The organism is Mesorhizobium sp. B4-1-4, assembly GCF_006439395.2.
In the GTDB taxonomy this organism is placed as follows: Bacteria; Pseudomonadota; Alphaproteobacteria; order Rhizobiales; family Rhizobiaceae; genus Mesorhizobium.
Window position 1 is genome coordinate 2,418,970 of sequence record NZ_CP083950.1, and the last position, 19,478, is coordinate 2,438,447.

The window sequence follows — 19,478 nt, forward strand, 5'->3', positions numbered from 1 at the left end:
ACGGATCCGATCGATGAGGGCTGTGGCGCTTCGCAACTTGTGCGCTAGGTCGGTAACTCCTCACCGCCCGCAAAGCTTCGGTTGAGACCGTGCCCAAGTCAACCCTTGCCGTCGCAATTTGACACAGGGACAAAGCCCCATTGCGGCCTTTCATTTCCGCGAAACGCCCCCTATATTCGTTTTGTCGGCTTGACCGACTATGGCGATAAACAGGCGATGAAATAAGCCGTTCGGACCCGGGGGCGGTACCCGGCGCCTCCACCAAAAGCCGCTGTTGACGACAGAGCGGTTTTTGCTGGGGGCGAAATAGGATCGACGAAGGTGTAAAGATCGTACTTTTGCCCGGCATTGTACCACCGTTATCGGGCTAAACTTATAGTTGCCAACGACAACTATGCGGAAGCACGTCTCGCTGCTTAATGCAGTGCGATAGCTTCAAATCAAGCCCTAGGGGTTCGCACTTCTAGGCGGGGTTCGGAGGTACCTGGCAACAGAAACCTCCACTTCTCCCCTCCTTCAATATACGTCACGCACGACGGCAAGGCTCTTGCTGTCCGGACTTCGCTCGACCTGCTGGCCGCGAAGCCGCCGCGTCGCGTACCCTTCTCAATGGACAAAGAGATGCAGAACGATTCCGATCGATTCTTCGTGCTGACCGGCGGCCCGGGCTCCGGCAAGACCACTTTGATCGAGGCGCTGAGACAGGCTGGGTTTGCGACGGCGCCGGAAGCCGGGCGCGGCATCATTCGCGACCAGATGGCGATCGGCGGTCCCGCCCTGCCCTGGCAGGACCGTGCGCTCTTTGCCGAACTGATGCTGTTATGGGAACTGCGTTCCTGGCATGCCGCGCACTCCGAGGCCCGGTTTTCTTCGATCGCGGCGTGCCGGACACGGTCGGCTACCTCAGGCTTTGCGGCCTGCCGGTGCCGGATCACCTCGTCAATGCGGCGGAGAAATTCCGTTATGCGCGCCGTGTCTTCATCGCACCGCCATGGCCGGAAATCTTCGTGCAGGATGAAGAGCGCAAGCAGATGCTGGACGAGGCCAGACGCACCCATGACTCGGTGGCTGGCGTCTACGCCGAACTCGGCTACGAACTGGTGCCCCTGCCGCTTGTGCCGGTCGACGAGCGTGTTCGCTTCATCCTTGAAGAGGCGGGGCTCCAGACATGAAAGCGGACATGAAAAAGGCCGGGACGAACCCGGCCTTTTTCGTGCGTTTGCGGCTGCTTATTCCGCAGGCGCCTCGACCGCTTCGCGCGAGCGGCCGAGCGTGACTTTGGCCAGCGTGAACGAAATCACCGCGCAGAGCGTGATGCCGGCGACCATCGGCAGCGGCGTGCCGTCGAAGAACACGCCGGCAACGCCCATCGCCAGCGCGCCGATGGCGAAGTGCAGCGTGCCCATCAGCGCCGAAGCAGTGCCGGCGATCTCCCCATGCTCTTCCATGGCCAGCACCGAAGTGGTGGGGATGACCAGGCCGAGGAAGCCGTAGCCGACGAACAGCAAGGCTGCCATCACGTCGAGCCGGTCGACACCCGTCGCCATCACCGCCAGCAGCACCACCATCGTGGTCGCATAGCCCGTCACCGCGACGCGCACCACGCGCCGCAGCCCGAAGCGCTCGGCCAGCAGCCCCGTCAGCTGCGACATGCCGATGAAGGCCACCGCGTTGATCGAGAAGAACACGCTGTAGACCGAAGGCGACAGCCCGTAGTGGTCGATCAGGATGAAGGATGAGCTCGACAGATAGACGAAGAAGCTCGCAATGCCGAAGCCGGCGATCGCCACCAGGCCAAGGAAGTTGCGGTCGCCCATCAGGAAGCGGTAGCCAGCAAGGGCGGTGCCAAAGGAGGAGCCAAGGCGTTCTTCCGCCGGCCGCGTCTCCTTGAGCGAGGTCGCGAGCAAAATAGTGGCAAGGGCCGCCGCGCCGGTCACCGTCCAGAAGACGGCGCGCCAGCCGAAATTCTCGATAATCTGGCTGCCGGTCAGCGGCGCCAGGATCGGCGACACCGAGAACACCAGCATCAGCAAGGACATCAGCTTGGCGGCCTCGTTGCCGGTGTGCAGATCGCGCACGATGGCGCGCGGCACGGCCATGCCGGCACTGGCGCCAAGCCCTTGCAGGAAGCGGAAGGCGATCAACCACTCGATGGTCGGGCTCATTGCCGAGCCGATGCCACCGACCATGAACAGCGTCAAACCGCCATAGAGCGGCAGCTTGCGGCCGACCATGTCGGAGATCGGCCCGACGACGATCTGGCCAAACCCCATCGACAGGAAGAAGATCAGCAGGCTCATCTGCACGGCGGCGGTGCCGGCATGCAGATCCGCGCCGATCGACGGCAAAGCGGGAAGATACATGTCGATCGCGAACGGGCCGATGGCGGACAACAGGCCGAGCACGACCGCGATGCGGAGGAATTTGGGACTCATGATATCGGCTTCTTTCGAATCTGGTTGCCGCGCCGAAGCAGCACGTAACCCTAGGACGTTCCATCCCGTAAGATTCCGACTCCCCAAGCACGAAAATATCCGCTTCGGGATGAAATCCCTTTTATCTTATGCCCACAAATTTAGACAGGCTTGTCCAAATCGTCAATCACTCCTATATAGATTTCGATGAGATTGGGCGTTTCTCCTGACACTTTCCCGCCACGCGGCCACGAGGCCAAGAGGCTGTCGATCGTTGGAGCTGCGGCCGGCGTATTCTGCCGCGAGGGCTTCGCCGGCGCCAATATCGACCTGATCGCCGCCGAGGCAGGCGTGTCGCGCCAGACTGTCTACAATCACCATGGCGACAAGGAGAAGCTCTTCATGGCCGTGGTGCGCGACCTTACCGAGCGCTGCAACGCCGGCATCTTCGCCACCATTGCCACCTTCCCCGATCAGCCCGGAGATCTCGAAGCCGACCTGATCGGCTTTGCCGTCCGTTTGAACCAGAACTGCATCTGCAACCGCGACGGAAAATTCCTGCGCAAGCTGATCCAGACCGAAGGCGAGCGCTATCCCGAATTGTTTGCCGAGTGGCGCGAACAGGGTCCGGGCAGGACATGGCCGGCAATCGCCGCCCGCTTCGCCCGCCTCGCTTATGGCGGCTATCTCGCAATCGAGGACCCCGATGTCGCGGCGCGCCAGTTCCTCGGCCTGGTCAATGCCGAACTGCAGACCACCTTCATGCTCGGCGGCACGCCGCGCGAGGACGAGGTGGTGCAATCGGCGACCAATGGCGTGCGCACTTTCCTGCGTGCTTTCGGCAAGCGTCCTTCCCCGAGCAGCGTCAAAAAGCAAAGCGCGCTGGCCAGCGCATAACATTTGCGATTGATGAAGCCGGCTTCGCCGATCAAATCGTCGCCAATAGTCCTCGCTTCGACGCGGCTGCGGTCTATATGCGGTTTACGCCGCGCTCAAGCTTGATTACAGCTATACGGACGATTCAACGGAACCCGACCACCACATGGCCGACGACCACATCCGCTACGACATTCTGGCCCAGGAGGCGTTGCGCGGCGTCATGCGCAAGGTCCTGGCCGAAGTCGCGCGCACCGGCCTCCCCGGCAATCACCACTTCTTCATCACCTTCCTGACTGGCGCGCCTGGCGTGCGCGTGTCGTCGCGCCTGCGCGAGCGCTACCCCGAGCAGATGACCATCGTCATCCAGTTCCAGTACTGGGACCTGAAGGTGACCGACACCGGCTTCGAGGTCGGCCTGTCGTTCTCCGACGTGCCGGAGAAGCTCGAGATCCCGTTCTCGGCCGTGCGCGGCTTCTACGATCCCTCGGTCAATTTCGAGCTGGAATTCGACGTCAAAACCGACGCGCAGGCCGACGAGGAGCCGGTCCAACCTTCCCCCGAACCGCTGACCATCGTCACGGAGAAGAAGCCGAAAGCCGAGAAGAAGGCCCCGGCCGAACCGGAGAAGAAACCCGCCGCGGCTGACGCCGGCACCAAGGGTGCCGAAGTGGTTTCGCTCGACGCCTTCCGCAAGAAATAGTCTCGCGGGCCATGGCCGACATCGTCAATCTCCGCCAGGCTCGCAAGCAGAAGGCGCGGGACGACAAGGCGCGCGTTGCTGAACAGAACCGGGCGCTGCACGGCCGGTCCAAGGCGGACAGGCAGCGCGACCGGCTGATTGCCGACAAGGCCGAGAAATTTGTCGCCGGCCATCGCCTCGACCCCTCCGGCAAGGACGAACAATGAGCCTTTGGCCGTGAGCGCCGTCGAAAAGCGCTCGGTGACCATTCGCGGCCACCGCACCAGCTATTCCCTCGAAAAACCCTTCTATGACGATCTCGTCGCCATTGCCGCGGAGAGAAAGCTGACACTCGCCGCGCTTGTCGCTGAAGTCGACGAGGCCCGGCCTCGCGACACCAACCTGTCCTCGGCGCTCAGGCTCCATGTACTGGCGTGGGCGAAGCACGGCACAGCCAGCACGCCAACAAGAAATACATCAATGGAGCCGCCTTGAATGCCGGGCGTGGCAACACAATCATGTCGCCCGCCTTAAATTTTCCGATCGCGGATAGGATTTGTTAGCCACCGCCGCTCACATTTCGGTATCAATTCTTCGCTACGGTACCCGAGTTTACTTGGTAACTTGGGGGTAGGCTTGAAACCGATCAAAGCGCCTACGGGCGCGGCATGGCTGGACATCGCCCGCTATGCAGTCAGTTGCCCAAGCCCCCACAACACCCAGCCATTCCGGCTTCGCATCCGCAGCGACAGCGAGGCAGACGTCATCTTTCTCCCGCGCCGCGGGCTCTGGGTCGCCGATCCACATGGGCGCTTTACCTGGCTCACGGCCGGCATCTTCGTCGAAATCTGTTCGATCGCGGCGCACGGCTTGGGATTTGAGCTCGATCGGGAAACTCACTTCTCGCCGATGTATCCCGACAACGACACCGAAACACCTCAGACGATCGCCCGCTTGACCCTTCGGCGAGCTTCCGGGCCCATCGCGGATTTTGATCCTGCGCTGATCCTTGATCGGCACACATCACGATTGCCCTACGATGGGCACCCGATCTCCGAGCAATTGCTGGCCGACCTACGAACGGAAGCGCGACGTACCGGCCACAGTTTCGAATCGCGAAGCGACCGTGAAGCCATCGACTGGGTCATCGAGCTCAACCGTCAGGCCCTGTTCCATGACATGCTGAACGACCCGATCCGCCTGGAGTTGGTGCGCTGGCTCCGCTTCAGTGGCCGCGAGGAAGACATCACCGGCGACGGACTGTCGGCACGCTGTCTCGGCTTCTCGGGTCCGCTGTTGCACAGCTTCTTCAGCAGGCCGCGGTTCTGGACCATGCCGGGCATACGCAGCCTGGTCAGTTTTCTCTACGCACGCAGCATGAAGGGCGTCGGCACCATCGGCTGGCTGCGGGGTCCCTATGTCGGCATCGACGACTGGTATCGCGCCGGCATCACTATGATCCGTCTGTGGTTGATTGTGGCCCGCCACGGCTACTACTGGCAGCCCTATGGCTCGGTGATCACATCGGACGAGGCGCGCCTCAACATGATCCGCTATTTCGGCATGCCCGATGAAAAAGGCGGAACCGACATGGTCTGGTTGCTGCTGCGACTGGGCAGGAGCGAGGCCCCGCCGATCAGCAACAGGCTACCCTTCGAGGACATCGTGCTATGCGGTTGATGAAACATCTGGCACGGCCGTTCTTCCTGTTCCTGGTTGCAGTGGTCAATCTGGTTGAAGGCGCCTTTGCGTCGTCGCGCCACGCCTACAGGCTCCTGCTCGTTCCCGGCTTCGAGCGCGTGCGCTGGGGTTTGGGCGCCTGGCGCGCCTGGGCCAATTTCTACCACGCCTACGATCGGGTGCCGGCCTACCGCGCCTATATCGATTCTCTCGGCGGCAAGCCTGAGATTCTGCTCGATCACGTCACCAAGCCCGACCTCACGTCGATCCCCGAGATGGACAAGGAATCCTACGTCCGCAAGTACAGCCAGGAAGAGCGGGTCCTGGGGGGCATCTTGCCGTCTACGGGTGTCACCGTCGATGAATCCTCCGGCAGCAGCGGCACGCCGACAAGCTGGGTTCGCGGCAGGACCGAGCGACGGATCACCACGCGTATGATGCAGATGACGTTCCATCGTATCACCGGCGAGGGCGAGACCATCTTCATTCTCAACGCCTTCGCGCTCGGCGCATGGGCAACCGGGATGAACGTCGCGATTTCGCTCAGCGACACCACGATCCTCAAATCGACGGGTCCCAATCTCGATAAGATCATCAACACGATCCACGAATTCGGCCCTCGTTTTCGTTACGTGGTCATGGGCTATCCGCCTTTCCTCAAGACGCTCGCCGACGATCCGCGACTTGACTGGTCCAAATTTACCATCGATGCGGCCTTCGGCGGCGAAGGCGTGTCGGAGAGCCTGCGCGGCTATCTGCTCAAGAAATTCCAGCGCGTGGTTGGCAGCTACGGCGCCTCCGACCTTGAGGTCAACATGGCGCTCGAGAGCGAACTCACCATCAATCTGCGGCGCGCGCTTCTGACGGATGAGCGGTTGCGCGAAGCCATTATCCGGGTTGGCTACGGCGTCACACCGATGATCTTCCAGTACAATCCGCTTGCCTATCATCTGGAGGAAAACGCCAAGGGCGAATTGGTGGCGACGATTTCGCGGCCCTACAACATCTCACCCAAAATCCGTTACAACATCCGCGATCGCGGGCATGTGCTGCGTTTCGGGGACCTCAGGCGCATTCTCAAAAGACTTGGCCGCGAGGATATCCTGAGGGCAAGCAACCGCAATCTCGACCTGCCGCTGCTGTTCATCTATGGCCGCTCGGACATGTCCATCGAATACTACGGCGCCAAGGTTACCCCTGACAGCCTTCGAGAAATCCTGTTCAGCCTCGATATTCTGGCACCGGTGCTGAGCACCTTCCGGCTGATCTCTTATGAGGACGCAGCGCACAACAAGCGCATGGAGGTCGCCATCGAGCTCGTCGACGCCGCTGTCTTCGCCCATCCCATCGAGACGCTGCAAGATACGGTCTTCACCAAACTGGCAGCAATGAGCGGCGATTTCCTGAATGCCTGGAAACGCACGGCGACCCCTGAAAACATGCCGGAGCTCAAAATATATGCCTTCAACACCGGACCATTCGAAGGTGGCCAGCGGCGGCTCAAGAATGAGTATGTCGCTTCCAAAATAACCTACGACAAGCTTTGAGGCGCCCGTTCAAGCAGTCTCGGCAAGTTCTGGATATTCCTAGATGTAGAGCGGCCGGGTAAGGCAGTGAACGCCGCCGGTCGCCTTGGCGATCTCGGTGCCCTTGACGACATCGATGCGGATGCCGGCTGCCTTTTCGAGAACAGCCTTCAACTCGCCGGGAAGATCGAAGGCGAGGTAGCGACGGTTGCCAAGCGGCAGCAGATTGCACCGCTCGTGGGCGATCGCATCGGCCTTGTTGCAGCGAATGATCGAGCAGCCCAACGCCTCGGCATAGGCCAGCGGATTGACGGCGCTCAGCCTGCGTTCCTCATCGATAAGGAACCCGGCGCCGAACATTCCGGCCGCGGCCAGGATCACCTTTTCAGGTAGGACGGTGAACCCGGTATCCAGATGAAGCAGCTCAGGATCGTGCGAGAGGCCGATGATATAGTCGACATGCTGCGGGATCAGATCGAGCGCCAGTTTTATCGCGGCCGCCTTGGTCGTGCGTACCCCGAACCCGACGAGCAGGACGCGCTTGTCGTTGAAGGTCACCGGAAGCACGTCACCGCCTTCCAGATATTCGTCGTGCTCGAACTGCGTGAGCGGGCTCATGCCAAGTCTTTGCAGCGCGGCGCTGACCACGACCGCTTCGCGGGCGCGGCTTGGCAAGGCCGGGCGGGTCGGGATGAATTTGTCGGGCGCCCAGGGTAACGTCACCGAACTGTCGCGCATGAAAATGAGATTGGGATTGTTTGCCGCCTCGGCATGAAACGGCTCGTGGTCGCCAATCACATCATCGAGATAAAGTGTTTCGACATGCGTTCCCAGCAAAGCGGCGAAGGCGTCGTATTCGGTGTAGAGCTCGGGGGTATGCGGCAACTCAAGGAAATTGAGTTCCACCAGCCGTTCCCTGCTCAAACGCTCCAGCGACGAGCCGTGGCGCGGATGATGCATGAGGATGCGCCGCGGCGGCACGTTATATTCGGAAAAATCGTCACCGGTCGTATCCAAGGCAGCACCCCTTCGGGCACGCATGTTAAGTCCGATATCCTCACAAAACGTTAGACGTTCCAACCGCCATGGGCGGCCGTCAGCAGCCGACTGCTGGCGACCGGCATCGGATCGGCAATCGGGCTTCGTCAAGCAACGCCTTGTTGTTTCCCGCGGCGGGTGCCGAAGCCGAGCAAGGTCGAGCGGTCGCGTTCTTCGGCCTGTTTCCGAGACCGTACGCGCATCAGATCCTTCCAGCCGACATAGCCGACCAGCTGCAGGCTTTCGGGATTGACCACCGGCAGATGGGACACGTTGGCCATCAGCAGCTTGTCGGAGAGGCCTTCCAGATATTCGTCGGGATAGGCGAGCGTCACCTTGCTTCCGGCGAGCAAGTCGCCGAGCGTCGTCGTCCTGTGCTTGCCGGCACGGCGCCAGCGCAAAATTGCCGGCGGATCGATGAGGCCGAGCACCTGCCTGTTCTCGTCGACCACAGGAAAGCTCGGATGCCGCGTTTCCGGTGCGATCAGGAAAGCCGCCGCGCCATGCAGCGTCATGGTCGCCGGCACGCTCTCGACCTGCGAGGTCATCACCTCGCGCACCCTGGTCAGCGCGAAGAGATCGACACGATATTCACGAACCAGATGATGTCCTCTTCTGGCGATCTTCTCGGTCAGGATCGAACGTTTCATCAGCAGCACCGTCACGGCGTGCGCCGCCGCACAGGCCGTGATCAGCGGCACCAGCACATGCGTGTTGCCGGTCAACTCGACGGCGAAGAAAGTCGCCGTCAGCGGCGCGCGCATCGTGCCGCCCATCGTGGCGGCCATGGCCAGCAGCGTCCAGAAACCCGGATCGGCCGGAGGCAGAATTCCGGCAAGTACCGCTCCCATCGCCCCGCCCATGATCAGAAGCGGCGCGAGCACGCCTCCGGATGTTCCCGAACCGAGCGCCACCGACCAGATGATGGCCTTGACCACGAGCAGGAGCAGTGCCGCGGTGGCGAGCGTGCGGCCATCGAGCATGTCGGCGATATTGTCGTAGCCGACACCAAGCGCCTGCGGTTCGATCAGCCCGCCGATGCCGACCACCAAGCCGCCGAGCATCGGCCACCACATCCAGTGGATGGGCAGCTTCTGGAAGCCGTCCTCGCAGGCATAAACCAACCGCGTCAAAAGCCCCGATAACAAGCCGGCGCAGATGCCGACCAGAACCCAGCCGCCAAGCCCAAGGAACGAGACCGCCATGCCGCCCTGGAACAGGAAAATCGGCCCAGGCAGATGCAGCAGAGTGCGCTCGACCTCGGCGATGATCACGGCAACCGCCACCGGAATGAAGCTGCGCGGCGTCCATTCGAACAGAAGCAGCTCCACCGCGAGCATGATCGCGGCGATCGGCGTGCCGAACACGGTGGTCATGCCCGCCGCCGCCCCCGCCACCAGCAATGTCTTGCGCTCATTGTCGCTGACCGGCAGCATCTGCGCGATCAATGAGCCGATGGCGCCGCCGGTCATGATGATCGGCCCCTCGGCGCCGAACGGCCCGCCGGAGCCAATCGAGATCGCCGACGACAGCGGCTTCAAGATCGCCACCTTGGCATCGAGCTTTGAACGTCCGAGCAGGATCGCCTCGATGGCCTCGGGAATGCCATGGCCTCGGATCTTCTCGCTGCCATAGCGCGCCATCAGGCCGATGATCAGCGCACCGATGACCGGGACGATGACGGCGGCAAGCCCAAGCGGCGTGTCCTGCAGCTTCAGCTCGGCGAGTGAGAACTGGCCGAAATAGGCGATATTGGTGGCGAGCCGGATCAGCTTCAGCAGCGCGATGCCGGCAAACAGCCCCGCCGTGGCGACCACAACGGCTATTGCCGCGATGAACAGCACTCGTGCATCGGTGGTGAAATCCCTGAGATGACCGGGGTTGGGTTGATGGGTCTTCATCGTGGTTTGCTTCCTGGCGGCGGGCCGTGTCTGGGATATGCGGCACGGTCGAAACGGCCAGCCGGATTGTCGGCTGGCTATGTATCGTAACACGACATAATTATTCAAGCCGGTTTCGCCTGAAATCCGTTTGAGCTTTCGCCGGAAAACGAACAAATGTCTGGCATGACGCAGCCCGCAAAACCTCGCCCCGCCATCAAACAGACCGACTACCAGCGGCTGTCCGAGTTTCGCTATCTGATCCGCCGCTTTCTCGAATTCAGCCAGCTGCAGGCGGAAGACGCCGGCCTGACACCGCGCCAGCATCAGGCGCTGCTGGCGATCAAGGGATATCCCGGCGGCGGACCGGTGACGGTCGGCGATCTGGCGGAGCGCCTGCGCATCCGCCACCACAGCGCCGTCGAACTGGTCAACCGCCTTAGCGAGGCGGGACTGGTCGTGCGGGATCAGGACACGGACGACCATCGCCGTGTGCTGCTGCGGCTGACGGAGCGCGCCGACGATTGCCTGGCCGAGCTGTCGGCGGCGCATCTCGACGAGCTCTCGCGCATCGAACCCGTGCTGAGGCGCCTGCTCGATCGGGACCGCGAGTGACGTCTCGGGTCTTGGGTGGAACGATACTGATTATTTCCCGGCGCCCGAATCCTGTGGCTTCGCCGCAGCGTCTTGGACGCAGGACAGCCAAAGCAGCCGATGCCGTGAAATCAACGGCTGTCCCCGTTGCCGCCAGCGGCGCTGTCTCGGTGCATGGCAAGATCAGGCCAGCTTGATCAGGTCCTGAGCCACCAGCGTGCCGCCAAACTGCTGCAGATGGCTGGCCTGCCGCAGCGTGCCGAGGTCAAGCGCCGCATAGCCGAGTCGCTCGATGAGAGCGGCAACCTGGGACCTCGCGCTGCCGTCATCACCGGACAACACCACAACGCGCCGCCCGCCCGCCTGCGCTGGCGGCGCTTCCAGTTTTGCCGCCGGGACCGTATTGAAGGCCTTCACGACACGGGCGCCAGGGAAAGCCTCCGCAACGATTTCGGTTGAGAGACGGCCGCCCAGATCGGCGGGCTTGAACGCTGGAAAATCGACCGCGTTGCTCGCGTCGATCACCACACGGTTGTTCCAATCTGCACCCGCGCTCCCGGCGAACGCCTGAATGGCACCAAACGGAATCGCCAAGATCACCACATCAGCGTGGACCACGTCACCGGTGGTGGCAGGCTTGATGTTGGGACCGAGTGCGCGTGCCATGTCGGTGAGCGACGACGGTCCCCGGCTGTTGGCCACCATCACATCGATGCCTTGGCGCGCGAATTGCGTGGCGATGGCATGGCCGATGGCGCCAGATCCGATTATCACATAGGTCATTTGCTAGGTCCTCTGAAGTCGGTGGAGTCGTCTGTCGCGAATGGTAGCGCCCCTGACCTGGGGTACGAAACTTGTAAAATTTCGAGTCTTCTATTCGAGGAAATCGTCATGTCTGATCCCGGCACGCCAACGTTTGATCAATTGCGAGTGTTTCTGACCGTGATCGACGTTGGAAGTTTCGCGCGCACGGCGCGCCAGCTCAACCGAGCCACTTCGGTTATCAGCTACACGATCACCAATCTGAGCACAGCTTGGCGTCACGCTTTCGAACGAGATTCCACCCGCCGGCCCGGCTCACTGACGACGGGAAAGCGCTGCTTTCGGGAGCGCGCAATGTCGCCCGAGCAGCAGACGTCGAATTGAGCAGATGAACCGGGAATAGCGAGCGAATGCATGTCACCCAAAAGTGATTTCGGTTTGGCAACACGACATGCATTAAGACAAGGACCTGAGGCCGGTCGCCTGAATCCGTTGAGAGACGACGCGCTTGGAGCGCTGACTCCAGTCGGCGCGTAGCGCCGGCCTCGCTGCAAGACAGTCAATTTGGTTCGATGATCCACACGCCTCGTAACGGCTTGTCGATGGCATCGAACGTCACGCTCGACCGTATCTGACTGTTCGCCTGATGCAACTGCGGTCAAATCTGATCCCGTACGAAACAGCTATTCGATCACTTGAATTGAAGATTGAACCACCATGCGGATGGGCGCAGGCCCGTCTGCGAAAACGACAAAAGGAAATTACATGGCGGCTGCAGTATTCCCCAAGGTTGGTCTCGAGGCGATGTTGACGCCCGAAAATTGCGTCCTTGTGCTTATCGATCATCAGGCCTTCCAGGTTGCGGGTGTTCGAAACATCGACCCGCAAATCATGATCAACAACACGGTTGCTCTCGCAAAGGTGGCCAAAGCGTTCAATGTGCCGACACTTCTGACGACGGCGATCAAGGATCGCGGTGGCGAGCTTCTCAAGGCGATCCAGGACGTGTTTCCCGATCAGGTTCCGATCGACCGGACCACTATCAACACCTGGGAGGACAAGGCCTGCGTCGACTGGGTGAAGAAGACCGGTCGGAAGAAAGTCGTCATCGCGGGCCTGTGGACCGAAATATGCCTCGCTTTCCCCGTCATCCAGGCGCTTGGCGAAGGCTGGGAAGTCTACTTTGTGACCGACGCTTCCGGCGGGGTCAGCACGGAAGCGCATGATCGCGGCGTTCAACGGATGATCCAGGCCGGCGGCGTGCCGCTGACCTGGATAGTGTTCGCATCGGAACTCCAGCGCGATTGGGCGCGGGAATCCACCGTTCCGGCGCTGGCGCAGGTGCTCCTGGACCATGGCGGAGCGACCGGCACTAGTCTGGCGTGGGAATGGCAACTCCTCGGCTCGCACGGCGGAGCCTGACGGCACGGCGAAGCCCGCTGCCAGGCTGCCGCGGGTTTCGCCTTCCGGACCTCATGGTTACTGCCGCACGACCTCCCTCCGGTTTGTAGAGATCGGCGGGTTAAAAGTTCGGCTTTCGAGCGCTCTTCAATTCCGCGTCGGGGCGTAGCCCGGTGAAGGTTCTCATGCCTGGAGACTGGCGATGACGACGATGCGCGCCGTTCGCTTTTCGGCCTTTGGTCCGCCCTCGGTCCTGGGCGTTCAGACTATCGCAAAGCCCGTCGCGCAAGCGGGCGAGGCGTTGGTGAAAGTGGCTGCTTCGGCGATCAATCCCAGCGACGTGAAGTTTGTCTCCGGCGTGTTCAATCCGACGCTGCCACGCACGCCTGGCCGCGACTATGCCGGGACGGTCGTCGCAGCTTCGAGCCGTTGGGCAGGCAAGTCGGTATGGGGCAACGGCGCCGGTTTCGGCATCAACCGCGACGGCTCCCATGCCCAGTTCGTTGCCCTACCGGAAGATTGGCTTTCGGAGATGCCGGCGAACCTGTCGATGGAACAGGCCGCCACCGTCGGCGTCCCCTTTGTCACGGCATGGTCCGCGCTTGTGGTGGCAGGCGATATCCGGGCTGGCGAAACGGTGCTCATCACCGGCGCGTCCGGCGCCGTCGGCCGCGCCGCGATCCAGATTGCACACTGGAAGAAGGCTCGCGTGATCGGCGCCGACATCAACATGAGCCAGGATTCCGAAGCGGATGTCTTCATCAACACGAATACCAAGGACCTGCCCACCATGGTGGCGGCGCTGACCGAGAACAAAGGCGTGAATCTTGTGCTGGACGCTGTCGGCGGGCCGGTCTTCGAGCCGGCGATGAAGTCGATGGGTCTGGACGGCCGCCAGGTGGCGATCACAAGCGTCGGTTCGCGCCGCGTCGAATTCGATCTGATGGATTTCTATCACAACCGTCAACGTTTGATCGGCGTTGATACCGCCAAGCTCACAGGCGTCGAAATCGCGGTGATCATGAACGCGCTTCGCCCGGGTTTCGAGAGCGGCGCGTTACGACCATCGCCGCTCAAGACCTGGCCGCTCGATGATGCCGTGAAGGCCTATGAGGCAGTCGCCGCCGGCGATGCCTCGGCAAAACATATCCTGCATCCGCAAGACGCCTAGACCGTTGCAAGAAGGATCCGCTGATGTCCGACTCCGAAGCCAACAAAGCCATCGTGCATCGCTATTTCGAGATGTTCAATTCCGGCGACCTCAGCCAGCTCGCCGACATTGTCTCGGAGGACTATGGCGACAAGCTCGAGGGGCAGACCTCGGGAATTGAAGTCGTCCGGAGCTACCTCAAGGGGCTGAAGGCCAGCTTCCCGGACTTCACCTGGACCATTGAGCAGATTATCGGCGAAGGCGATCGGGTGGCGGTGATGAACCGTGTCAGCGGCACCCAGGTGAATGATTTCGGGGACATCAAGGCGACCGGGAACCGCGTCGATTTCGCCGCCTTTCAGTTCTACCGGATCGCCGATGGCAAACTCGCGGAGCACTGGGAAGTCGCTGACTTCGCCAAGTTCCAGGAACAGCTCACCGCCAAGCCCGCGGCGACCGCCTTCAAGTCCTTCCAGAACACCCTGAAGGACTGATCTCCAACGTCGCCCAGACGCGTCGCATCGTTGATCCGGTTGTCGGCGGCGCTGATCTTTCGGCGGGAGCGGGGGAGGCGGCAGCCCTACTGCCCTACTGCCCTACTGCCCTACTGCCCTACTGCCCTACTGCCCTACTGCCCTACTGCCCTACTGCCCTACTGCCCTACTGCCCTACTGCCCTACTGCCCTACTGCCCTACTGCAGCGACTTCAGCAGATTGTCGATCGTGAACGGATTGGCCTTTGGCTTGGCCGGAGGGTTGTCGTTGGCCTCGGGCAACGGCGCACGCTCGACCTTGGACGCCCGTTCCGCGGCCTTGCGCTCGGCTTCTTGCCTGGCCTTTTCCTGCGAGGCGATACGCATCGCCTCTTCCGCCTTCTGGCGTTCCTGCTCAGCCTGCGCCTTGGCGGCCTCGTCCGCTGCCTGCTGTTCCGCAGCGGCTTGCGCTTCTGCGTCGGCCTTTGCCTTGGCGTCGGCATCAGCCTTGGCCTTCGCTTCCGCGTCGGCTTTCGCCTTCGCATCCGCTTCAGCCTGGGCCTGCGCGTCAGCCTCCGCTTTCGCCTTGGCGTCCGCCTCGGCTTTCAGGCGGGCCGCTTCCTCCTGCTGGCGCAGTTCCTCGGCGGCCTTGTCGCGCGCGTCCTGCAGCGCCGCGTAATAACGCACCTCGCGCCGCAGGCGCTGCTTTTCCAGCAGCGCCGCCTGCATCGCTTCGACGCGCTGCTGCTCCTTTTCCAGCGCGCGCTGGGTCAGGAACTGTGCCAGCGGCTCGCTGTCGAACTGCCGCTTCACGGCGCCGAACGGACCCTCGGCGGTAAAATTCATGACCGGCTCGGAGCCGACCAGCGCCTCGTCGCCGGGCCGATAGGCGATCGCGCCCTTGGCGGAAACCGTGCTGGCGTTGAAATCGGCGGTGACGTCGGCCGACAGGGTCGCCGCCGGATTCTCGAGACTGATCGGCGGCGCCCTCAGCATGCCGCCGGCAATTGTGAAGGCGATGTCGGCATCCTTGGCGGCAAAGCTGCCATCGGCGGCAATGTCAGGCGCAAAGGCGGCGGTCTTGGCCGCGTCGATATCGCGCCCGATGGCATCCGCCTTGGCAAGGAACGCGCTGAACGCATCGGGATTGACGCCGGCGACCTGCACCCCCCTCAGTGTCGCCGTGCCGGAACCCGACAGGGCGGCGACCATCGCATCGACCGACTTGCCGCTGGTCGACAGCGTCGTCGAGAAATCGCCATTGCCGCTGATGCCGGCGTCGGGCAACACGTTTGCCAGATCGGCGCCCGCCAGCTTCATCTGGCCGGTGAAAAGCCCGGTGCCGTCATTGTTCTTCAACTCGAACAGGCCGGTCAGCGCGCCACCCAGGTATTTCGCCTTGAGGTCGGAGACACGGATGCCTTCCTTGTCGAGCTTGAGTGAAAAGGCGGCGCCATAGGCGGTGGCTAACGGGCCGGCTGCCAATGCCGCCGTCGTCAGGTCGAGGTCGGCGCTGAACGGCAGGCTGGATTTCTGGCTGAACGGCGCGGCCGGCCACACGCCGCGCTTGTCGCTCGCGGTTTTGTCAGCCCCATTCTTGTCGGCCCCATTCTTGTCGGCAAGGAAAGCGGAATCGCCGAACAGCGCCACCGCCAACGGATCGAGGTCGAGTTCATCGAGCACCAGCGCGCCGGCCAGATGCGGCGCGCCGTCCTTGATATCGATATTGACGTCGCCGGAGACCGCTGCTTCGTTGATGGCACCATTGACATTGTCGAGCACCAACAGGCCGTTGCCATAATCGCCCTGCGCCGCAAGCGACGTCGACATGCCAGCCCCCATGCCCGGCAGACCGATACCTGTGGTCATCAGCCAAGGTTCGATGTCGGCGGCATCAAGGCTGATCTTGCCCTTTGCCGTGGGTCCCTGCGGGGTCGCCGCGACAGTTCCTTCGAAGCCGGCCCTGAAGTCATTGCCGGCGAGATTGAAACTCGTCGCCAGGCCGCCGCCAAATGTGCCCTTGGCCTGGATATCCGTGCTTGCCTCGCCCAACATGCCGAGCGGCAGCGCCGGCAGGCCGTAGAGCGCCAACAGCGTTGTGGCATCGGGATTTTTGGCGTTGAAGGTCAGCGTCACCGGCGCTTCGAGCAGTTTGTCGGGCGCCCCCTTCCCCGACAGCGATGCGGAAAAAGCCGAACCACCGGCCTTGCCTTGCCCGCTTACCGCCAGCCCCGTTGTGCCGTCGCCATTGTCGGCGGCACTCGCCACAAGGTCGACGCGGGCGTCCTGGAAAAGTTCGGGATAGGCAGCGGCGCGGCTCGCCAGTCCCTTCAGCACCGCATTGTCCGGATAATGCTGAGCTGCAACGTCGATCAGCGGCTTCAGGTCGACGGCGACAACCGAGGCATCGAGCTTGCCGGTCGGGCTTGCCGCAAAATCCTTGATCCGGCCGGTGGCGCTGATCGAAGCGCCGGCCAGCCCGCCAACCGAGAGCCGGTCGACTTCAAGCAACCCGTCGCGCAGCCTGAGCGCCGTGTCGACCCTGTCGGCGGTCAACCCGCCGGCGCTGACTGGCCCGGCCTTGATCTGAAAATCGAGATCGCGATCGGCAAAGCGGTTGGCACCCTTGTCGCTGACGAAGATCGAGGCGAAGGCCGCCAGCCCATCGACATCGAGCTCTCCGCCCTCGAGCCGCATCAGCACCGAAGGCCTGGCGTCGTCGGGCTGGCTGGAATCGATGCGTCCGGAAAACTTCGCCTTGCCCAGGATCAGCTCGAGATCGCTGAAGGCCTGGCGCGTCTCCGAGAGATCGACCTTGGCCTTGAAGCCGGCGGCCGGCAGACGGCGGATCGCCTCGTCGACGTCCTTCGACAGCCAGGCGGCAAAGCCGGAAGGTTGGGCGACGGCCAAGAGGAGTGAACCGGTGAAGCCGAAATGGTCCTCGACGCTGAGCATGCCGTCGGCTTCCAGCGTGGTGCGGCCGGGCAAGGTCGCGGCAAGCGATTTGACCGACCAGCCGCCTTCGACGGGTTCGGCGGAGAGATGGACGTCACGCACGGTCGTGTCGCCGGCCACCACCGCGGGCAACCTGACCTCGACGGTGCCGGGTATGGTCGGCTTCGGCAGTTCGAGCAGCGCCTGCTCCAGCCCGGCAATGCGCTGGTCCAGCGTCAGGCCGGCGCCGGCCTGGGCGCCCACCGCCTCGTCGAACTGCACCTGCGCGCCGTTGGCCTCGATGGCGAAGCTCGGCCTCTGGCCGAGATCTACCGAAGCCTTGCCGTCGGCGGTGTAAGGGTTGTCGAGCGGACCCGTTTCGAAACGAAATTCGTCGACACCGAGCTTCTGGTGGTCGAGCGAGAATTTGCCGTTCAGCCGGAAGCCGGGATCCGGCTTGCCGGCGCTGACCTTCACCGTCTCGCCGTCGCTGCCGCGCGACTGGGCCGAATTCTTGTCGGCACCATTCTTGTCGGCACTCGAAATTTTGAACTGGCCGGAATAGGCGGCGGCACCATTGACGATGCCGGCATTGCCATCGGTTTCGATCACCAGCGGATAGGCGTCGGGATCGGCCTTCAGCCGGATCCGCATCTGCCCGGAAGGTTCGGCCTTGCCGGTCGATGCCGCGATCTTGGTGCGCAACCCGTCAAGCCGCAAGGTGCCATCCATGCGCCACGGCCCGGCCAGCGACTTGGCCGAAATGGTGGTGTTGATCTCGGAAAAAATATGGCTGCGTCCGCCGGCGGCATGGCGCAATTCGATCTGCCCCTCCGTCACCGTCAGCTTCTCGATCGAGATCTGGCCGGGATTGACGGGCGTGGACGGGCGCATCGCCCAGTCGACCGTCCCGTCATTGGCAATACCGATTGTCGCTTTCGGGTGCACCAGCCGCATGTCGAAGATCAGCACCTCGCCGCGCAGGAAAGGCGCCAGTTCCGCATCCATCGAAAACGTCTCGACGGTCATGGCCGGCTGGCCATTGGGGCCGCCGGCGACCGCGACGTTGGAGAAGGTCACCGAAGGGAACGGCAACAGTCTTGCCGTGGCGTCGCCCTGCACCGTCACCTTACGGCCAAGGATGGCGCTCGCCTCGCGCTCGAACTCGGCGCGGTAGCCGGTCCAGTCGACAAAGTACGGCACCACCAGTGCAGCGCACAGCACCAGTACGAAAAGGCCACCGAAGATCACGAACAGGCGTGCGAGCATCAGCTCCGAACGGGTTGATTGAAATTCTGCCGCACTCTACCCGCATCCGCGTGTCGATAAAGAGGCAATTCACCCAGTGTTGCGTCGCGTCGGAGGATCTGAAAACAAATCGGGGACAAAGCAGGGATTTTTTGGACGTCTCCACCCCGCAGGGCAGCGCGACATTCCCCGCGCGGACGCGCCCGATGCCGCAGGCCTTGTCCAGAGCAAGCAGAGGCAAATCCCGCTGCACGCTAACGTGGCGGGCCGACAGTCACAATTGAAAAAACCTCAGCGTGCGTCGCGCTTCGCCTGCGCCACCTTGCCCGCCTTGCGCTGGCGGCCAAGTTCCGCCGGCCGCACCAGCTTCGGCGTCCGCTCGTTGGCCACGACCCGCATGCCCTTGTGAGCCGTCCGCGAATTGTGAGCGGGACCGTCCGCCGACGCATCCTGCTTCATCGCCAGCGCCTTGCGTGCATTTCCGACCAGCGAAACGCGAGCCGCCAGTTGGCGCCGGCGTTCGGCCTCGCCGTTCAGCCGCCGCATGGCCATCGCCAGCACCGCCAGCTTCACCTGCGAACCACCATCGGCCTTCGAGGCGGCCGCCCCTTTGGGCGCGCCCTTGCCACGTATTTCACGCCGACGGCGGTGAGCTTCGGTCTGCGCCTTGTCGCGCCGCTCCCGCAGCAGCTTGACCAGGCCGGAAAGGTCGGCGTCGGAAAGGTCCTGCACCGCCGGATGGTGCGATTTCTCCACCAGTTCCTTTTCATCGGCGCTCAGCGCGCGCGCTTCTTCCTTGCGTGAAATGGCCATGACAGTC

General features: G+C 62.7%; 17 protein-coding genes, 1 other RNA gene and 1 pseudogene. 13 read left to right on the forward strand and 6 right to left on the reverse strand.

The window, feature by feature from the left end; all coding sequences use genetic code 11:
• Window positions 1-144 precede the first annotated feature (144 nt).
• Window positions 145-505, forward strand: a transfer-messenger RNA (tmRNA) gene (gene ssrA, locus FJW03_RS11775).
• Between the two features lie 116 nt (window positions 506-621).
• Window positions 622-1,172 (forward strand): annotated as a pseudogene (locus FJW03_RS11780) (AAA family ATPase).
• A gap of 57 nt (window positions 1,173-1,229) precedes the next feature.
• Here the strand turns inward: FJW03_RS11780 and FJW03_RS11785 are convergent.
• The gene (locus FJW03_RS11785) at window positions 1,230-2,435 is read right to left on the reverse strand and encodes a multidrug effflux MFS transporter (RefSeq protein ID WP_140765977.1); all 1,206 of its coding nucleotides are present in this window, start codon (window positions 2,433-2,435) and stop codon (window positions 1,230-1,232) included.
• Between the two features lie 186 nt (window positions 2,436-2,621).
• Here FJW03_RS11785 and FJW03_RS11790 point away from each other — a divergent pair, with 186 nt between their 5' ends.
• From FJW03_RS11790 to FJW03_RS11815, 6 genes are all read left to right on the forward strand, one after another.
• Window positions 2,622-3,311, forward strand: a complete 690-nt coding sequence (locus FJW03_RS11790) for a TetR/AcrR family transcriptional regulator (protein ID WP_140765976.1) — start codon at window positions 2,622-2,624, stop codon at window positions 3,309-3,311.
• A 145-nt stretch (window positions 3,312-3,456) separates the two neighbouring features.
• The gene (locus tag FJW03_RS11795) at window positions 3,457-3,993 is read left to right on the forward strand and encodes an SspB family protein (protein WP_140765975.1); all 537 of its coding nucleotides are present in this window, start codon (window positions 3,457-3,459) and stop codon (window positions 3,991-3,993) included.
• Window positions 3,994-4,004: 11 nt separating this feature from the next.
• On the forward strand, window positions 4,005-4,199 hold the full coding sequence (locus tag FJW03_RS11800) for a DUF4169 family protein (protein ID WP_140607930.1): 195 nt from the start codon (window positions 4,005-4,007) through the stop codon (window positions 4,197-4,199).
• A gap of 10 nt (window positions 4,200-4,209) precedes the next feature.
• On the forward strand, window positions 4,210-4,467 hold the full coding sequence (locus FJW03_RS11805) for a ribbon-helix-helix domain-containing protein (RefSeq protein ID WP_140765974.1): 258 nt from the start codon (window positions 4,210-4,212) through the stop codon (window positions 4,465-4,467).
• 141 nt (window positions 4,468-4,608) lie between these two features.
• On the forward strand, window positions 4,609-5,652 hold the full coding sequence (locus FJW03_RS11810) for a hypothetical protein (protein ID WP_140765973.1): 1,044 nt from the start codon (window positions 4,609-4,611) through the stop codon (window positions 5,650-5,652).
• Entirely contained in the window at window positions 5,643-7,199 is a 1,557-nt protein-coding gene (locus tag FJW03_RS11815; RefSeq protein ID WP_140765972.1) for a phenylacetate--CoA ligase family protein, read from the forward strand. Before FJW03_RS11810 ends, FJW03_RS11815 begins: the two co-directional genes overlap by 10 nt.
• Before the next feature lie 39 nt (window positions 7,200-7,238).
• On the opposite strand, the gene FJW03_RS11820 is transcribed toward FJW03_RS11815, so the two are convergent.
• Window positions 7,239-8,195: a dimethylarginine dimethylaminohydrolase family protein gene (locus FJW03_RS11820; protein ID WP_226890634.1), complete on the reverse strand. Its 957-nt coding sequence runs from the start codon at window positions 8,193-8,195 to the stop codon at window positions 7,239-7,241.
• Between the two features lie 128 nt (window positions 8,196-8,323).
• Window positions 8,324-10,117, reverse strand: coding sequence for a chloride channel protein (locus tag FJW03_RS11825; RefSeq protein WP_140765259.1), 1,794 nt, complete (start codon window positions 10,115-10,117; stop codon window positions 8,324-8,326).
• A 156-nt stretch (window positions 10,118-10,273) separates the two neighbouring features.
• On the opposite strand from FJW03_RS11825, the gene FJW03_RS11830 reads away from it, so the two are divergent.
• Complete coding sequence (locus tag FJW03_RS11830) at window positions 10,274-10,711, forward strand: MarR family winged helix-turn-helix transcriptional regulator (protein WP_140607942.1); 438 nt, start codon at window positions 10,274-10,276, stop codon at window positions 10,709-10,711.
• A gap of 162 nt (window positions 10,712-10,873) precedes the next feature.
• Here FJW03_RS11830 and FJW03_RS11835 read toward each other — a convergent pair whose 3' ends face one another.
• A complete protein-coding gene (locus tag FJW03_RS11835; protein ID WP_140765257.1) occupies window positions 10,874-11,473 on the reverse strand; it encodes an NADPH-dependent F420 reductase in 600 nt (199 codons plus the stop codon).
• Between the two features lie 108 nt (window positions 11,474-11,581).
• Between FJW03_RS11835 and FJW03_RS11840 the strand changes: the two genes are divergently transcribed.
• The 4 genes from FJW03_RS11840 to FJW03_RS11855 all read left to right on the forward strand — a co-directional run bounded on the left by FJW03_RS11840 (window position 11,582) and on the right by FJW03_RS11855 (window position 14,497).
• Entirely contained in the window at window positions 11,582-11,836 is a 255-nt protein-coding gene (locus FJW03_RS11840; RefSeq protein WP_413466487.1) for a LysR family transcriptional regulator, read from the forward strand.
• A gap of 381 nt (window positions 11,837-12,217) precedes the next feature.
• Window positions 12,218-12,874: a hydrolase gene (locus FJW03_RS11845; RefSeq protein WP_140765255.1), complete on the forward strand. Its 657-nt coding sequence runs from the start codon at window positions 12,218-12,220 to the stop codon at window positions 12,872-12,874.
• Between the two features lie 181 nt (window positions 12,875-13,055).
• Window positions 13,056-14,024 carry a quinone oxidoreductase family protein gene (locus FJW03_RS11850; RefSeq protein ID WP_140765253.1) on the forward strand — a complete coding sequence of 323 codons (969 nt, stop codon included), beginning with the start codon at window positions 13,056-13,058 and terminating at the stop codon, window positions 14,022-14,024.
• Window positions 14,025-14,047: 23 nt separating this feature from the next.
• Entirely contained in the window at window positions 14,048-14,497 is a 450-nt protein-coding gene (locus FJW03_RS11855; RefSeq protein WP_140607952.1) for an ester cyclase, read from the forward strand.
• A 198-nt stretch (window positions 14,498-14,695) separates the two neighbouring features.
• Here FJW03_RS11855 and FJW03_RS11860 read toward each other — a convergent pair whose 3' ends face one another.
• Together FJW03_RS11860 and FJW03_RS11865 are read right to left on the reverse strand one after the other, a co-directional pair.
• Window positions 14,696-18,679 carry an AsmA-like C-terminal region-containing protein gene (locus tag FJW03_RS11860; RefSeq protein ID WP_140765251.1) on the reverse strand — a complete coding sequence of 1,328 codons (3,984 nt, stop codon included), beginning with the start codon at window positions 18,677-18,679 and terminating at the stop codon, window positions 14,696-14,698.
• Between the two features lie 270 nt (window positions 18,680-18,949).
• Window positions 18,950-19,471 carry a hypothetical protein gene (locus FJW03_RS11865; RefSeq protein WP_140765249.1) on the reverse strand — a complete coding sequence of 174 codons (522 nt, stop codon included), beginning with the start codon at window positions 19,469-19,471 and terminating at the stop codon, window positions 18,950-18,952.
• Window positions 19,472-19,478: the final 7 nt, after the last annotated feature.

Coding starts and splice junctions, on each gene's coding strand:
- FJW03_RS11785 (WP_140765977.1), bottom strand. CDS start 2,435: ATGAGTCCCAAATTCCTCCGCATCGCGGTCGTGCTCGGCCTGTTGTCC.
- FJW03_RS11790 (WP_140765976.1), top strand. CDS start 2,622: ATGAGATTGGGCGTTTCTCCTGACACTTTCCCGCCACGCGGCCACGAG.
- FJW03_RS11830 (WP_140607942.1), top strand. CDS start 10,274: ATGTCTGGCATGACGCAGCCCGCAAAACCTCGCCCCGCCATCAAACAG.
- FJW03_RS11865 (WP_140765249.1), bottom strand. CDS start 19,471: ATGGCCATTTCACGCAAGGAAGAAGCGCGCGCGCTGAGCGCCGATGAA.
- FJW03_RS11850 (WP_140765253.1), top strand. CDS start 13,056: ATGACGACGATGCGCGCCGTTCGCTTTTCGGCCTTTGGTCCGCCCTCG.
- FJW03_RS11835 (WP_140765257.1), bottom strand. CDS start 11,473: ATGACCTATGTGATAATCGGATCTGGCGCCATCGGCCATGCCATCGCC.
- FJW03_RS11855 (WP_140607952.1), top strand. CDS start 14,048: ATGTCCGACTCCGAAGCCAACAAAGCCATCGTGCATCGCTATTTCGAG.
- FJW03_RS11840 (WP_413466487.1), top strand. CDS start 11,582: ATGTCTGATCCCGGCACGCCAACGTTTGATCAATTGCGAGTGTTTCTG.
- FJW03_RS11860 (WP_140765251.1), bottom strand. CDS start 18,679: ATGCTCGCACGCCTGTTCGTGATCTTCGGTGGCCTTTTCGTACTGGTG.
- FJW03_RS11845 (WP_140765255.1), top strand. CDS start 12,218: ATGGCGGCTGCAGTATTCCCCAAGGTTGGTCTCGAGGCGATGTTGACG.
- FJW03_RS11800 (WP_140607930.1), top strand. CDS start 4,005: ATGGCCGACATCGTCAATCTCCGCCAGGCTCGCAAGCAGAAGGCGCGG.
- FJW03_RS11815 (WP_140765972.1), top strand. CDS start 5,643: ATGCGGTTGATGAAACATCTGGCACGGCCGTTCTTCCTGTTCCTGGTT.
- FJW03_RS11795 (WP_140765975.1), top strand. CDS start 3,457: ATGGCCGACGACCACATCCGCTACGACATTCTGGCCCAGGAGGCGTTG.
- FJW03_RS11825 (WP_140765259.1), bottom strand. CDS start 10,117: ATGAAGACCCATCAACCCAACCCCGGTCATCTCAGGGATTTCACCACC.